We start from the raw sequence: 15,073 nt of genomic DNA, 5'->3' as shown, positions 1-15,073 counted from the left end.
AGCCTTTCTGTCTATTTAAGACTCTTCAACAGGAAAGATAGTCTTTCCCGTTGCGGCGCTCTTTTTAAAGAGATCACTTTCAACTCCGTTTCCCGTTTTGAAATATAAGAGACCAGGAAATCCAGTTTGTTAATCAGGCGTGTCGCTATTTCATATTCCCCGTTGTCCAGTCTGATATCCGCTTCTTCAAACAGGAGATCCGTCAGCGTATCCAGGGTCTGCAAATTCATGTTTTTCTCTGTAATAAAGGCTTCCAGTTCGCCGGCAGTCAGCCGGTCGAAGTTTTCCTTTGACTCAAATTTAGTCGCCTTAAAGACCGTCTGTATGCTTGCCAGCGCCTTTAAGGGCTCACTTCTTTTCATACCGATCACCGCTCTTAATACACGTCCCAACTCTTCAATCATTTCCAGTATATAGTCCTTTTGCATATATGTCGTCGCTTTAAAAGGCTAATTTAGTTAACTTAGCGCTGACGCGCTCAAATAGTACTAAGACCCATAAAATCTACCATGAGATCCCGTTTGCTGCCTATGTTGGTACTGCTTCACCTTATCTATTGTCGTATAACCGCACAGGTGGCGGGTTTTACGGTGCCTGATACCGTTTGCGTCAACCAGACATTTAATATACAGAATAATTCTACCGGGGGTACAACCTATTTCTGGAACTTTTGCTCGGGCAGCCTGTTTAGTACACCGGTGGTAACGCATCTTACAAATATTAATGGTGCTTTACGTACGCCTACTTTTTTAGCAATTGCTGAGGATGCCGGTAATTATTATGCATTTATTACTAATAATATCGGAGAACTGGTACGTTACAGTTTCGGTAACAGTTACCTGAATACGCCTACTGCGGATAATTTCGGCAGCCTGGGCGGAGTGATCCCTAACCATACACAAGGGGTACAGGTGATCCAGGATGGAAACAATTGGTATGTGATCATTGTGGGTGGTACCAGCGAGATAGCCCCTCGTATCGTGCGTATCAGTTTTGGGAATGCGCTTTCCAATGCACCAGTATCGAGTGTGAACTGGGGCAATCTCGGGAATATGGATTACCCGCATGACTTGTATATTACCCGGCAAGGGAGTAATTATTATGGCTTTACCGTCAATTTTCTGAGTAATAGTGTAACCCGTTTTGACTTCGGTAACTCGGTTGCCAATACACCTACAGCCATCAATCTCGGTAATGTGGGCAGTCTCAACCATCCTACCGGTATCTTCGCTACACAGGACAATGGCAACTGGTATGTATTCGTGACAAACGAAGGAACCAATAGCATTTCCCGGATGGATTTCGGTAATTCGCTGGCCAATACCCCCACGGGTGTGAACCTTGGAGACGGTGGCGGTATCATAGACGGACCACGCGATATCTCCGTGATCCGTGACTGTGGTAAGATCTTCGGACTGGTCGTGAGTGCAGGTGCGTCCGATTTGACCAGGATCGATTTTACAGGTGGTATCACCAGCGGGTTTACGGCAACGTCTCTTAATTCAGGTGGTGGGTTTAGTTTCCCGCATTCCATCTCCACTATCTTCCGGGAAGGCAATGACCTTTACGCATTCGTGACCAATGCTACCGGACAGAAGATATCGAGATTTGTTTTTAACAGTTGTAATACTTCGAGTATCAGTAACTCTACTTTACAAAATCCTCCGCCTGTTTCTTATACGCAGGCAGGCACCTATACTATTAACCTGCTGATGAACGAATCATCGCCTACACAAAGCACATTTTGCAGAACAGTTGTCGTACTCAATCCGCCTACAGTGAATCTCGGTCCGGATCAGGCAATCTGTGAAGGTGCCACCAGCGTACTGGATGCCGGCGCCGGATTTAGCAGCTACCTGTGGAGTACCGGAGAAACATCTCAGACAATTACAGTCAGCGACCCTGGTACCTATAGCGTTGTCGTCAGCAATGGTGGTTGTACGGCGACGGATGCAGTGGTGGTAACCAGAAGCCAGGTTTTGAATATGACCGCCACCGTGACAGACGTTACCTGCAACACTCCGCAAGGTAGTATCGCCATCAATATGACGGGCGGCACTGCTCCTTATACATACGCAACCGGTGGGGTGAGCAATGGCAACAGTAACGTATTCAACAACCTGCAGCCGGGCATGTACACGGTAAGGGTGGTGGATAACGGCGGGTGTACAATATCAAGGATCGTCGAGGTAAAAAAAGACGAAACAAAAGTACTGGATGCGGAAGCAACGGTTACGCCGCCAGATTGTAGTGGCAGAGGCAGTATCAGCGTACAGATAAAAGAAGGCCCCCCGCCTTACGAATATGCGCTGGATGCCGGTGTTTATCAGCCTTCCCCGACATTCAACGGTGTCGCTCCGGGTGACTATATCGTACATGTAAGAAATGCATCCTGTGTCGTAGATATTCCTGTTACGGTCGCCCAGGGATCTGTTATGCAGCTCTCCGTGAATAGTGTCGACGAATCCTGTAGTCAGGCTGATGGTCAGATTGCCGCTACTGTTAGCGGTGGTACACCGCCTTATACTTATACCTGGAATAATACAGCTGGTACCGGGACATTGCGTAATCTGTCAGCGGGTAATTATGCCCTGGTGGTAACGGACCAGCATAATTGCCAGGTGGATACGAGCATCACATTGCAGAATATTTCCGAGCCACCAGTGGTGATCACCAATAATGATACGACAATCAATATCGGTCAGTCGGTACAATTGCATGCGATCAATGCGGTGGATTATGCCTGGACGCCTGTCAGCGGACTTAGTTGCGCGGACTGCGCGAACCCTGTCGCCACGCCCAGGGAAACGACTACATATACTGTTACTACCGTAACGGGCAGGAACTGTGTAAAAACAGACCTGGTAACCATCAATATCATTTTTAATAATTCACTCTATATTCCTACTGCATTTACACCTAATGGTGATGGTGTCAATGACCGCTTTGTCATCAAGTCGCACGGTATTGCGCATTACAATATCCGTATTTTCAATCGCTGGGGGCAACAGCTGTTTGCTTCCAATAATTTGTCAACTCACTGGGATGGCCGTTTTGGAGAAGTGTTGCAGCCGGCAGGTTCTTATGTGTATATTGTGAATTATAGTTATTTCGGACATGAGAATGAGGATATTACGGAGAAGGGTACTTTGACGCTGATCAGATAAAGGCATTAACAAACAATGGATGCGTTGTTATAATTCCTTTGTATTATTCTCCTGTACCGGGTCCGGCAGGTAACAATAAGGATCTATAACGACCGTTTTTGGCGCCTGATCTGTCAGGATTGTCAGTACGCTATTTGTTTTTGAGAAATGATGTTTTTTCAGATAGACAGGATTGGTATTCCTATGCCAATCCTGTTGCTTTTTGTCAAATACAGCAATGTCGATATCATCATCAGGCACTATTTCCTTGTCTGTTTGAAGGTCCTGTTTGATGACCTTCACCGCTACGGTCAGTTTGTATTGTCCGTTGGACTGTTGCTGACAGGAAAGGACATTGATCTCCTGGGCGTAGATATAGGTCTTTGTCAGCCAGTCATTGATTGTTTTGATTTCCTGCGGAGAAGCGTTTGTACGGAGTATTGTCAGCAGATCCTGTGCAATGGCTTTTTGACCCGGCCAGGCGTGTTGCCGTAATAGCTGTTGTAAGGCATGGTTGACGCATTCTTCTCCCAATGTTTCTTTTAATGCATACATCGCGAGTGTACCTTTCTGGTAGCAGACGGCGGATTGATCGATGGCGGCTGCTAAAGGCTGTTCCACTTCATTCGGACCACGCATGGCAAAATACAGGTGATTATCATTTCGCAGGTATTTCCGCATGAGTGGCCGGCCGCCATGTTGTTCCAAAACCATCGCTTCTGTGTATTGAGCTAATGTTTCTGTGAGAAAGGCTCTTCCTGGCTGGTCCGCAGGTGTCAGGAGATTGGCCCACCATTGATGCGCTACTTCATGCACAGTGGTGCCATATGCATAGTTGATTGTATTACTATCGCTGAAATTGCTTTTGAAGTTAAGGTTCTCTGCACTGAAGATTACACCCGGATAGGCGGTTGCAGCGCCTTTGTATTGAGGGATCTCTGCCAATGTCAATGTCTGATGCGGATACGCACTGAAATGTGTCGTACCATAATCGATCGCATCTTTCATTGCCTGTAACATGGCGTTGATATTCGCCGTGTGTGCTGGATGGTAATAGACCGCATAGTTGATACCCTTGTATTGTTCTCTCTTAACAGCATATTCACCGGCACTGAGTGCGAACATAAAGTTCACCGGCGTTACCGTTTTGTAATGGAAGTAACTGCGTCCTTTTTCCTGCCAGTTGTTTTGCAACTGACCAATCGTCACTACCTGCTGACCGGCGGGAACGGATATGGTTGCTTCGTAGTTAATACGGTGGTAGTTACTGTCTGTAGACAGGAGCGCGACATAAGACGGCATACCATGCTTCCTTCTTGTGATGGAATCGGAAACTTCGAAACGGTCGTTGTATCCCAGGAAAGGAACATACTTTTCGAGTTCGATATAACTGCCATTACTGACCACGGTGTTTTCTTTGTCCAGTGGTGTAAAGCCGGAACGGATCACTGTCATGTCAAACTGTAATTGTATTGCCTGTCCGGGTAAAAGCGGACGTTTCAGTTCATAGCGCGATTGTTTGAAGACAGGATCAAAACTCTTTTGCGTTGCATCCGGCAGGAAGAACCGGCATGTATTTACCTGCGGATCCACACCCAGCCATACTGTAGCAATGTCGCTTTCTGTTTCATTGTGGAGCGTATAAGTTCCTTTTACATGATAGCTGTTGGATCCGGGATAGATATCTACTGTAGTACGTACGCTTGTAATAACGGGTTGCGGCAGATTTGCGATTGCGCGGTATTGCCGTTCGTAGTTGAGTCGCCAGTCCAGTGTTGCTGTTGCATTGCGATAGCTTGATTCGATATTAGTCTTGTAGTAAATATAACTACCGCATACGAGAAACAGCGATATGGGCAGCAGCCATATCCGCCGCAGGCGAAAACCAATCCTGATATGCGCGCTGCGTTGCCAGCGATTAATACTCAACATGGCCAGCAGCAGCGCAAAACTTAACCAGTACAACATATACCAGTTGAAGGCAGGCGCATAGTTTCCGAAGCCGTTCATATCTGAATAGTCCATGTCCGGAGTGGTCGCATATCGGAAAAGGTAATGTTCCAGTCCTATGCGACGCCCAAAGATGATCAGCACTGCTACAAACATGTTGAGGACCATACCCAGGTATTTGTTGCCGGCGAGGGTTTGTATGAACAGCGCCAGTACGGCAAATAGCAATAGGGGTAGTCCGCTGTAATAGAACAATGTGCTGTAGCGGGATAGTTCAAAATGGTAATAGCCTTTGCTGAGCTGCAGCCCGATTCCGATGCCAATATTCGCAGCGATCAGTGTCGCGATCAATATAACAAGGCTTGCGCATTTGGCTGCCCACATAATACTGTTGCGGACAGGCGTGCTGTATAACAAACCCTGTATATTCACGCTGCGTTCCCTGGATACAATTTCTGCCGTGTAAAAGATAATCAGCAGCATGGCGGGTTTTACGGATCGTAGCGTCTCTATGATAATACTGGTGAAAGGGTAGAACTGTACGCCATAGGCGCCGTTGATCAATGTATCTTTCAGCTCGATGGCATAGACAAATATCCAGAGGGCGAGCATGACGAGGAAAGGAATGTGTTTGAATACCTGTGCTGTTTCCAGTTTCCATTGTGCCAGGAAACATTGCCAGTAATAAGCGGCTCCGCCGACCATCGTGTTGCGGGCGCTATAAGGAATAGCCGTGATGCCGGTCGGCTGTTTATCAGCCACTTTCCTGACTTTCGCGAAGCGTAAACGGAATGCATACGCGCTGTATGTAACAAACAACAGGAGGAGCGAGAAAGAACCCCATATCAGGCGGTTCTGCAGTAATAATCCGCGAAGCGGATAAAGTTGCTCATTGCGTTGCAGATCGGACCATTGACGCGTATCTCCCAGGAAGATGGCTAATCCAAAGGGATCTGTCAGCAAGGGTAATATGTCAGGTGTGCCGGTTTTCAGGGATGAACTGGCAAACAAGGGTGAATTACCCAATATGGCTGCTATAGAATAAAGGACATAAAGCAGTACACCTGCGGTATAGATCGCTTTAGCGCTCCGGCTTAGCACGGCAGTACAGAAAATGACGGTGCTTACAAAGAGGACATTGGGTAAACCAAATATCAGCAGGGGCTGCAGGAAGAATATGGGGTGAAATGGTCCCAGGCGATCGCTGTCAGCGAAACAGGCGCCTAATCCGATACCAAGCGTACAAAGACTGATGGTGAGGAAGACGGTCAGCAGTAAACCCGTGAATCTTACAATGAAATAAGCGGGTTTCTGGATAGCGGTCGTAAACAGTAACTGTTCCATTTTATAGGTCTGATCCCGTAATATCACATTGGCGCAGAAGAGCGAACTGACAAAAATAGTGAACAGGGAAAGGAAGCCTGTCAGGTAAGTGACCACATACGGGGCATTTGCATGTATGGCATTACCGCCGAAATGACCATGTACACAGAGCATTCCTAACAACAGGAAGAGTAAGGCGGTCACTTTAAAAGTGATCTGCCGGAAGTGATAGTATAATTCAAATCGGAGTAAAGCGCTTAGCATAATACGCCCTCCTTTTTAGAACCTTGTGTTCCGAATAGTGCGGAGAAGTAAACATCTTCCAGATCGGGGGTAAATGGTTCAAACCCTGCTTCCGGGCAGGTAGCTGCCAGTACATGCAGGTGAATACGTCCTGCGATCCGACGGGTGGAAATGACATCCAGCGAAGACAGGTAGCCCGGTAATGCCTCTTTAGAGACCGTTTTACGCCATACCTGTCCTTTCAGGGTTGAGGTCAGTCCGGCCGGTTTTCCTCGTAAAATGACCTTCCCATGGGCCAATACAGCCATTTCCGGACAAAGATCATGTACGTCTTCTACAATATGTGTCGAGAGCAGGATAACGACCTGTTCGCCGATCTCGCTCAGGAGGTCGTGAAAACGGTTCCGTTCCTGCGGGTCAAGTCCTGCCGTTGGCTCGTCTACAATAATCAGCTGCGGATTGCCCAGTAAAGCCTGTGCAATACCAAAGCGTTGCCGCATACCGCCGGAAAAGGTACTTACCGCCTGTTTCCTGACATTATAAAGATTGGTTTGTTGTAACAGGGCAAGGACTTGTTCCCTGCGTTCGCCTTTGTGCAGGATACCTTTAAGTATGGCAAAATGATCCAGGAGGGCATAGGCGGAGATCTTCGGATAAACGCCGAAGTCCTGTGGCAGGTAGCCGAGTTGTTTTCTCAGTGCATGTGCATGTTGATGGATGTCTTTGCCATCAAATAAGACCTCTCCGCTGTCGGGCAATTGTAAAGTGGCCAGTGTGCGCATCAGGGACGACTTACCGGCGCCGTTAGGCCCCAGTAGTCCGAACATGCCATTAGGGATGTCAAGGGATACGTTATCAAGCGCTTTTATCTGACCGCCATAGCTTTTATGTAGTCCTTTGATCTGTAGTCTGTACATCGGGTTGTTTTTAGGTGAATCCGGCTGCAAACTATATCGCTGTTACAGGGTGTTCAACTATACATGAGGAAGGGGGGGGATATGCTGACAAACGCCCCATAAACGCTTAGATCCGTCGTTTACTGCTTACGTCATGAAAATGGGTCCCTTTGTCATTAATATTTGTGCCGGTGACGGAATTGCCTTTCTTTTACCAGTCAGATATATGGATGTAACAAAGGAAAAAGAAGGATTTATCGTATCTAAGCTCGATGTATGGCTGTTTACAGGTATGCTGATCTGGGTCAGTCTACTTGCCGCAACGCCTGTGAGCTGGCTGGTGTTTGTCCGGCAGCTGCTCGCGCTGGCTTTACCACAATTACCGGTTTTTGTGTTTGCCTGGTACCGGACTTACCTGCGCGAAAGATGGTCCCTGCAGCAATACCTGTTCTCCTGGGCAGGTGTTTTTGTGGTTGGTCTGCCACTGCTGACTGCCAGCTGTATGTACATGCAGGTATTGGGTGTATCAGATCAGCTGTTCGCCATCGGCGCGCTCTATTGTATTTCACTGGAATTGGTACTGGTTGTCAATGCCTGGTATCGCCGGCAGGTAAGGCAGGTACCCTGGATCGGGCGTATCAGCCTGGATAAGGCGGTGTTGATCAGTCTTCTGATGATTGCCGTTATTCTTTCCGCGATGGCCGTATCCAGTCTTAATAACCCGCAGTATCACACCAAAGACCAATTGCTGATCGGTTATGAATTTATACCGGCTAAGATCATTGCGCATTTTGGTCTTTTCCTGTTTTTTATCGCACAGTTTCTTTTCATGTATATGTGCGGGTATGCGCTGTATTACCTGAATAGCAGATGGCTGGTCGCCCGTGTGTTGAAGCAGCGGGGAATCATGGCTTATGTCATGAGTGCTTTTGCGCTTATTGCGATCTTATACCCTTTGATGGGGCAGCTCTTGGCCTGGATGCCGATCAATCGTTTATTAGGGAGTATCTTTTCGGAGAATCCCTTTGTATTGGAAAATGCATTTGCTGCGCTGATGATCGTCTTTGCGACACTACCGGTGGTACTCGCTATTCAGTGGACCAGGCAAAACAACCGGATCGTGTCATTGGAGCAGGAGAAGACCAGGACTGAACTGGATCTTTTAAAGCAGCAGCTGAACCCTCATTTCTTTTTCAATACCTTGAATAACCTGTATGCGTTGAGTCTGCAACAGTCGAAACAAACGCCGGACAGTATTCTGCAATTGTCGGAACTCATGCGTTATGTCATTTACAAGGGACAGGAAACAAGGGTGAGTATCCGGGAAGAAGTAAAATACCTGGAAGACTACATGGATCTTCAACAGATCCGTTTAAGGAAATCACTGGACCTGCAATTTCAGCCTGATATAGAAGACCCTGCACAACAGATCGCGCCGATGCTGCTGATCGTATTTATAGAGAATGCTTTCAAACATGGGATAGAACCCGCAGAAGATGCTGCCTTCCTGCATCTTACATTGCATTGTAAACAACAACGTTTGTATTTCAGTTGTGAGAATTCCTTTGAGGGAGATGTAGCTACTGCCGGCGGTATCGGATTGAGCAATCTGCAAAAGCGGCTGGAATTGTTATACCCGGGGCGTTATCAGTTACAAACCGGCGTAAAAAATCATACATTTAAAGCAGAAATGCAACTGGATCTTTCATGAGTTTACGATGTCTGATAGTAGATGATGAACCACTCGCACATGAGGTGATCCTGCGGTATATGGAAGACGTACCCTTCCTGCAGACCGCCGGACAATGCTACCGGGCGATGGAAGCGCTGGAATTCCTGAGCCGGCAGCCTGTTGACCTGATCTTCCTGGATATCCGGATGCCTAAATTGAATGGGCTTGATTTTCTGCGGACTTTACAACAGCAACCCATCGTGATCATTACCTCCGCTTATGAGGAACACGCCCTGGAAAGTTTTGAGCTGGAGGTCTGTGATTACCTGCTGAAGCCATTCCGTTTCGACCGTTTCCTAAAAGCCGCCAACAGGGCTTTATCAATTTATAATCTTAAACAACAGGCGGGTAATAATACGCCTGTAGCGGTTTCTGCTACCCCTACAGAACCCGCAGCGCTTTATATCAAATCGGATAAGAAACTGATACAACTGAACCCGGAAGAACTGTACTATTTTGAAAGTTTAGGTAATTATGTCAAAGTATGGGATGCCAGTCGTTTTGTGCTGACGCCGCGTACGCTTTCCAGTTTTGAGAGCCAGTTGCCCGCCGATACGTTTATCCGTATCCATAAATCTTATATCCTCAATAAAAAATTTGTGCGTTATCTTGAGGGCAATACCATTACCCTGAAAAATGGTAAACAGCTGCCGCTCGGTAAAAACTACAAACATCAGGTGAAGCTGTTGCTGGGTGGACAGGGTATCTGAACAAGCATAAATTATTCAAACAGATGGTGGCATTAAAGACCGTAGGGCTCCTGGTAGTCCGGGACAGGAAATTATTACTGGCATTCAGCAGAAATAAACAATGTTTTTATTTACCCGGCGGCAAAGTAGATGAAGGGGAGACGGAGAAGGGCGCGCTTTGCCGGGAGATCGAAGAAGAGCTGCATGTGCAGCTGACAGAAGAAGACCTTGAATACTATACACATATCACAGCGCCTGCTTTTGGCGAAAAGAGAGGCGTGATTATGGAACAGGACTGTTACCTGGTACACCGGGACATTGAGCCGAAACCGGCTGCTGAAATAGGAGAGATCCGTTTCTTTTCTTCGGATGAATATGCAGAACAGTCTGCACAAGCCCCGGGGGCAATCGCTATTCTGAAAATATTACAGGAAGCGGGATTAGTTGATTAAGCCCTGTAAATAAAGACTTACAGCCGTTTTTGGATGTATTTATTCATCTGTTGATCACATTGGGGACTACCTACTAGTCAATTTTGGTTTTATCTTTATCCCGGAACAGCGAAAATTGTCATGAGATATAATACACCTGTGCTTAAGAAAGACCAGCCCGATGATTCTTACAAATACCGGCCTTTACCAGCTCCCAGCGGCCCTTATCCCTATCATTTAGCGTTAAAGGATGTGCTGCCGTCAATCAGTGAAGACAGCATGGTCTTCCATATGGTAGGCGATACCGGCAGTATGCGTAGTCCGGATTTCCAGCGGGAAGTAGTAAAAGAGATGCTGGAGCAATTTGAAACGGCAGCTCCTGGAGAGCGTCCGCAATTTCTTTATCATCTGGGAGATGTGGTGTATAATCATGGAGAGGTGTCGCAGTACCAGCGGCAGTTTTTTGATCCTTATAAGCTGTATCCTGCGCCGATCTTTGCGATTGCCGGTAATCATGACAGTGATGTAAATGAGGATGCTCCTGTAGCGTATAACAGTCTGGAGCCTTTTATGACCGTCTTCTGTGATACGGCGCCGCATACAATACCCTTCAGTGGGGGATCTGCCAGGAAAAGTATGGTACAGCCCAATGTATACTGGACGATGAAAGCCCCGCTGGCTAACATTATCGGTATGCACAGTAATGTACCTAAGTTTGGGATTGTGACAGACGAGCAAAGAGAATGGCTGAAAGCTGAATTGATAGCAGCCGATAGCGAACGTCCTGCTAAAGCATTGATCATCTGTATTCATCACGCGCCTTATTCGGCGGATATCAACCATGGGTCGAGCCTGCCGATGATCACACTGCTGGAGTCTGTCTTTGAAGAGACGGGCGTGCGACCAGATATCGTGTTCAGCGGACACGTACACAACTACCAGCGTATGAAACGGCAGTATCCCGATGGTAAATCTGTGTGTTTTATCGTAGCCGGTGGTGGCGGATATGACGAATTACATGCCATCGCTGCACTGGACGATACCCGTTTCACAAATGACTATCCCACTTTCCAGCAGGTAAGACTGGAGAGTTATTGCGATAATAAACACGGTTTTCTGAAGGTCTCCCTGGAGCGGAGCGCCACGGGTTTGACCCTTACGGGCCGGTATTATTCCGTACCGCACCGTGCACAGCCAGATGCACCGGTCAATGCGACCCTGGAAGATACGTTTGTATTACCGATAAGCTGATCCTGATCCGTCAGGATCAGGCGGGCGTATAAGTGGTCACAGGTTGCAGGAAATAGGTGAGCAGGGAGATATTTACCTGTTCTATCGGATGCGGCGTACCCGGCAATACGGCCATCTGTGCGCCGTTGATCCCTTTATAGGCATTGACGGTTTCTTCTATGGAGACCATCTTGTCACGGTCGCCAAGCATAATAAGCGTTGGCGTTGTAATGTCTTTATAATCATCTGCTTTCAGCGGGTTGTCCCTACCCATGGAAAGCATCATCTCACTCGTCTGCAATAATACCTGTTTCCAGTCCCGTGGCGCATGTAAGCGGGCCAGGTTATCAGCAAAGGCCGGTACTTTTTGCAGGATGACCTCCGGGTTCAGCATTTTTGTCTCTTTTACCGCAGTAGGTTCATCCCAGTGAAATTTCGTACCCAGGGTAATGATCCTCCCGATCAGGCCAGGATGCTGTTTTGCCAGATAAAGGGCGACATATCCCCCCATACTGTAACCAAATATAGTGAGGTCTTCCAGCCGGTGCTGGCGGATATACTGTAACGTGGCGTCGGCAAAGAGCGCGATGGAAAAAGGCTGATCTGGCAAGGGAGTCCCGCCATGGCCGGGAAAATCAAGCATATGTATGTCGTAATGAGCCTTCAGGCTCTCCGCAAGCGGTTGCAGCTGAAAAGAAGCGCCAATAGCGCCATGGAGCAATAACAAGGAAGGTTTCATGAACTGAAGTTAGGCGTTTTAGTACTTAAGTAACTGATAATACGTAGAAATACGCATTTTGTTTATCTGGTGGTGTGGGGTAGGTAATCTTATGAGAAAAAATAATATATTTGTTTTTATTCTTAAACCTATACACTAATCCCTTTCTTATGGAACAACAGTATGGCCCTACGGGCACTGTAAACCGCCCCGCCCTTACATATAATGGAGACGGTGGTACTTATTTCGGCATTCTTATCTTAAATGCATTACTTACAGCTGTAACATTCGGATTTTATTACCCATGGGCGAAAGCCAAAAAACTGCAATATGTCTATTCTTCTACAGAACTGGATGGCAGCCGTTTTGCATGGCATGGTACCGGTAAAGAGATGTTCAAAGGTTTTCTGAAAGCAGTAGGTGTGATCGCAGCACTGTACGTCAGCTTTTTTCTGCTGATGAAGGCTGGTCTGCTGGTAGCAGCTTTTGTGCTGTATTTTGTGGGTATCATCGCAGCTATTCCTTTTGCGATCCATGGTTCTAACCGTTACCACTGGTCAAGAACGACCTGGAGAGGTATCCGCTTTGGTTATCGCGGTCAGCGCAATGAATTCATTCTGCTGTTCGTTAAGGAAATGTTCCTGACACTGATCACCTTTGGTATCTATGGTTCCTGGGCGACTGTGAACCTGCGTACTTACCTTGTCAACAACATCCGTTTTGGTAGTGGTGAATTCAAATATGAAGCAAATGGCAGCGACTATTTCTTCATGAACCTGAAAGGTTATTTCCTGTCTATTCTCACTTTAGGTATCTATTCCTTCTGGTGGCAGGCAGATATGTACCGTTTCATGGTTGATCATACTTATCTGCAACACGAAGATAAGAGATTCAGTCTGCGTTCTACGGCTAGCGGTGGTGAATTCGCTGGTCTGCTGATCGTAAATGCACTGTTGACTATCTTTACATTCGGTATTGGTTATGCATGGGTACAGACACGTACACTCAGTTTCCTGATGTCTCACGTAGAGATCGAAGGTGACGTAGAGCTGGCTCAGCTGTCACAGACGGAAGAAGAGTACAGAGACGCTATGGGAGAAGATATGGCGGATCTGCTGGACCTCAGCATTATTTAATTTTATTTATGTTTAAAGGAACCTTTTACGATCACAAGGTGGCTGTTGCCATTCCTGCTACGATCCGGATATTCGATGAAAGTTTGCAGTTTGAAACACCGGTGGAGGGTATGCCTCCGCGCAGGCATCACTGGTTATTTTCAGAGATAAACGTCGATATGGCTGACAAGCGTTTTATCCGTCTTGTCAACCAGGCCGATGATGCCGGTACACTGGAAGTAAATGACGCCGCTTTCGTAGATATGTTCCTGGAAAAATACAAACGCGTACGCAGTATCGGTCTGGATAGACTGGTACTGCGTAATGGCGTTAAAGTGGGGCTGGCTGCCCTGCTGATCATTCTCGGTCTGGCGGCACTGGCGCATTTTGTAATTCTTCCCTGGTGTGCCGACAGGATCGTCGATCGCTTGCCCCGTTCCTTTGATAAAGAATTAGGAGAAACGGCCATGCAGAGCATGGATGAAAGCCGCGACGTAAATGCCAGTGCCTTACTCACCAGGTTTGGCGCGCAGATGCACTGGGATTCCCCCGACTCCCTGAAATTTTTTATAGTACCCAGTAAGATCGAAAATGCGTATGCGCTTCCCGGCGGCTACGTATTTGTTTATACGGGTCTGCTGAAGAAACTGAATAAAAAAGAAGAACTGGCCGCATTATTGTCACATGAAGTGGCACACGTCAGCTGCCGTCACTCCGTACGTAAGTTGTGCCGGGATATGAGTTCTTCTGTACTGTTAACCCTCGTGCTGACAAACAGCAGTCAGGCTGCCAGCGTTTTTTATTCCAACGCCAACGCGCTTTATAACCTCACTTATTCCCGCCAGTATGAACAGCAGGCGGATATTGTCGGCATGGAAACCCTCCGTAAGAATCATATCGATCAGCATGGCATGGTAGAACTGATGCAGGTGCTGCAACAATTGAGTGAAAAGGTGGATGTGCCTGAGTTTATCAGCACACACCCGCTGACCAAAAACAGGATCAGTTACGCGAAGGAAAACATCAGAAAGCATCCCGGAACGGTAGATCCGCATGAACAGATGGACGTGATTTTTGGTCAGTTAAAAGCATTGTACAAAAAGTAATTTTTTCTCCTCTTTTTTCTCTTTTCAACCGCTTTCCTGAGGCAGGAAAGCCCCTTTTGACAGCACACGCTGATGACTGCAGGCAATAAGCCGGCCGACATAAGTATATTTGCTATAAAATGGGGGCAATCCTGGTGTGGTGTATAGTCAATTAAGAATTAAGAATTAAGAATTTTCTTCAATGTTCTGATGCTTAATTTCTAAGTACTATTGATAAATTGTTATCCGTAATATGGTCTTAATAATAAGACAGATGGACACTGCTTATCCTTATCTGCGGTAATAGCCACCATGATGATGGTGATGCGGCGGACGTGAGTGGTAATATCCAGGTCTGTCACGAACGACCAGGCAGCTGCTCAATCCCGAAACCAGTAAAACAGCGACGGCTAAATATTTAAAAGCTTTCATGTGGTGAAGTTTAATTAAGCGTGATGAAATTTTTGAAAGTTCAACGTCTGCAGGCGGTTTAAACTTCTTTCGTCTACTGTAAT

Annotated in this window: 12 protein-coding genes; 7 read left to right on the top strand and 5 right to left on the bottom strand. The window is 46.9% G+C overall.

All coding sequences use genetic code 11. From position 1 onward, the window contains the following. Positions 1-11 precede the first annotated feature (11 nt). Positions 12-428, bottom strand: coding sequence for a hypothetical protein (locus tag CPIN_RS25935; protein WP_012792834.1), 417 nt, complete (start codon positions 426-428; stop codon positions 12-14). 81 nt (positions 429-509) lie between these two features. On the opposite strand from CPIN_RS25935, the gene CPIN_RS25930 reads away from it, so the two are divergent. Then, a complete protein-coding gene (locus tag CPIN_RS25930) occupies positions 510-3,167 on the top strand; it encodes a T9SS type B sorting domain-containing protein (RefSeq protein ID WP_012792833.1) in 2,658 nt (885 codons plus the stop codon). A gap of 27 nt (positions 3,168-3,194) precedes the next feature. Here CPIN_RS25930 and CPIN_RS25925 read toward each other — a convergent pair whose 3' ends face one another. Together CPIN_RS25925 and CPIN_RS25920 are read right to left on the bottom strand one after the other, a co-directional pair. Continuing rightward, positions 3,195-6,683 carry an ABC transporter permease/M1 family aminopeptidase gene (locus CPIN_RS25925; RefSeq protein WP_012792832.1) on the bottom strand — a complete coding sequence of 1,163 codons (3,489 nt, stop codon included), beginning with the start codon at positions 6,681-6,683 and terminating at the stop codon, positions 3,195-3,197. Continuing rightward, positions 6,677-7,579, bottom strand: coding sequence for an ABC transporter ATP-binding protein (locus CPIN_RS25920; protein ID WP_012792831.1), 903 nt, complete (start codon positions 7,577-7,579; stop codon positions 6,677-6,679). The genes CPIN_RS25925 and CPIN_RS25920 overlap by 7 nt, the downstream gene beginning before the upstream one ends. A gap of 205 nt (positions 7,580-7,784) precedes the next feature. On the opposite strand from CPIN_RS25920, the gene CPIN_RS37040 reads away from it, so the two are divergent. From CPIN_RS37040 to CPIN_RS25900, 4 genes are all read left to right on the top strand, one after another. After that, positions 7,785-9,269, top strand: coding sequence for a sensor histidine kinase (locus tag CPIN_RS37040; protein ID WP_052306875.1), 1,485 nt, complete (start codon positions 7,785-7,787; stop codon positions 9,267-9,269). Next, positions 9,266-10,000: a LytR/AlgR family response regulator transcription factor gene (locus tag CPIN_RS25910; protein ID WP_012792829.1), complete on the top strand. Its 735-nt coding sequence runs from the start codon at positions 9,266-9,268 to the stop codon at positions 9,998-10,000. The genes CPIN_RS37040 and CPIN_RS25910 overlap by 4 nt, the downstream gene beginning before the upstream one ends. Positions 10,001-10,023: 23 nt before the next feature. Next, positions 10,024-10,431 (top strand): NUDIX hydrolase, encoded by a 408-nt coding sequence (locus tag CPIN_RS25905; RefSeq protein ID WP_012792828.1) that lies wholly within the window; start codon positions 10,024-10,026, stop codon positions 10,429-10,431. Positions 10,432-10,551: 120 nt separating this feature from the next. Next, on the top strand, positions 10,552-11,661 hold the full coding sequence (locus tag CPIN_RS25900; protein ID WP_012792827.1) for a metallophosphoesterase family protein: 1,110 nt from the start codon (positions 10,552-10,554) through the stop codon (positions 11,659-11,661). 16 nt (positions 11,662-11,677) lie between these two features. On the opposite strand, the gene CPIN_RS25895 is transcribed toward CPIN_RS25900, so the two are convergent. Beyond that, entirely contained in the window at positions 11,678-12,379 is a 702-nt protein-coding gene (locus tag CPIN_RS25895; RefSeq protein WP_012792826.1) for an alpha/beta fold hydrolase, read from the bottom strand. Positions 12,380-12,528: 149 nt separating this feature from the next. Between CPIN_RS25895 and CPIN_RS25890 the strand changes: the two genes are divergently transcribed. Continuing rightward, the gene (locus CPIN_RS25890; RefSeq protein ID WP_012792825.1) at positions 12,529-13,494 is read left to right on the top strand and encodes a YjgN family protein; all 966 of its coding nucleotides are present in this window, start codon (positions 12,529-12,531) and stop codon (positions 13,492-13,494) included. Positions 13,495-13,502: 8 nt separating this feature from the next. After that, complete coding sequence (locus CPIN_RS37035; protein ID WP_012792824.1) at positions 13,503-14,579, top strand: M48 family metallopeptidase; 1,077 nt, start codon at positions 13,503-13,505, stop codon at positions 14,577-14,579. 270 nt (positions 14,580-14,849) lie between these two features. Here CPIN_RS37035 and CPIN_RS39060 read toward each other — a convergent pair whose 3' ends face one another. Continuing rightward, entirely contained in the window at positions 14,850-14,990 is a 141-nt protein-coding gene (locus CPIN_RS39060) for a hypothetical protein (protein ID WP_187294692.1), read from the bottom strand. Positions 14,991-15,073: the final 83 nt, after the last annotated feature.

Source organism: Chitinophaga pinensis DSM 2588, assembly GCF_000024005.1.
GTDB classification, from domain to species: Bacteria; Bacteroidota; Bacteroidia; order Chitinophagales; family Chitinophagaceae; genus Chitinophaga; species Chitinophaga pinensis.
The sequence above is the reverse complement of the archived record's forward strand: the minus strand, read 5'-3'. Positions and strand labels throughout refer to the sequence as shown.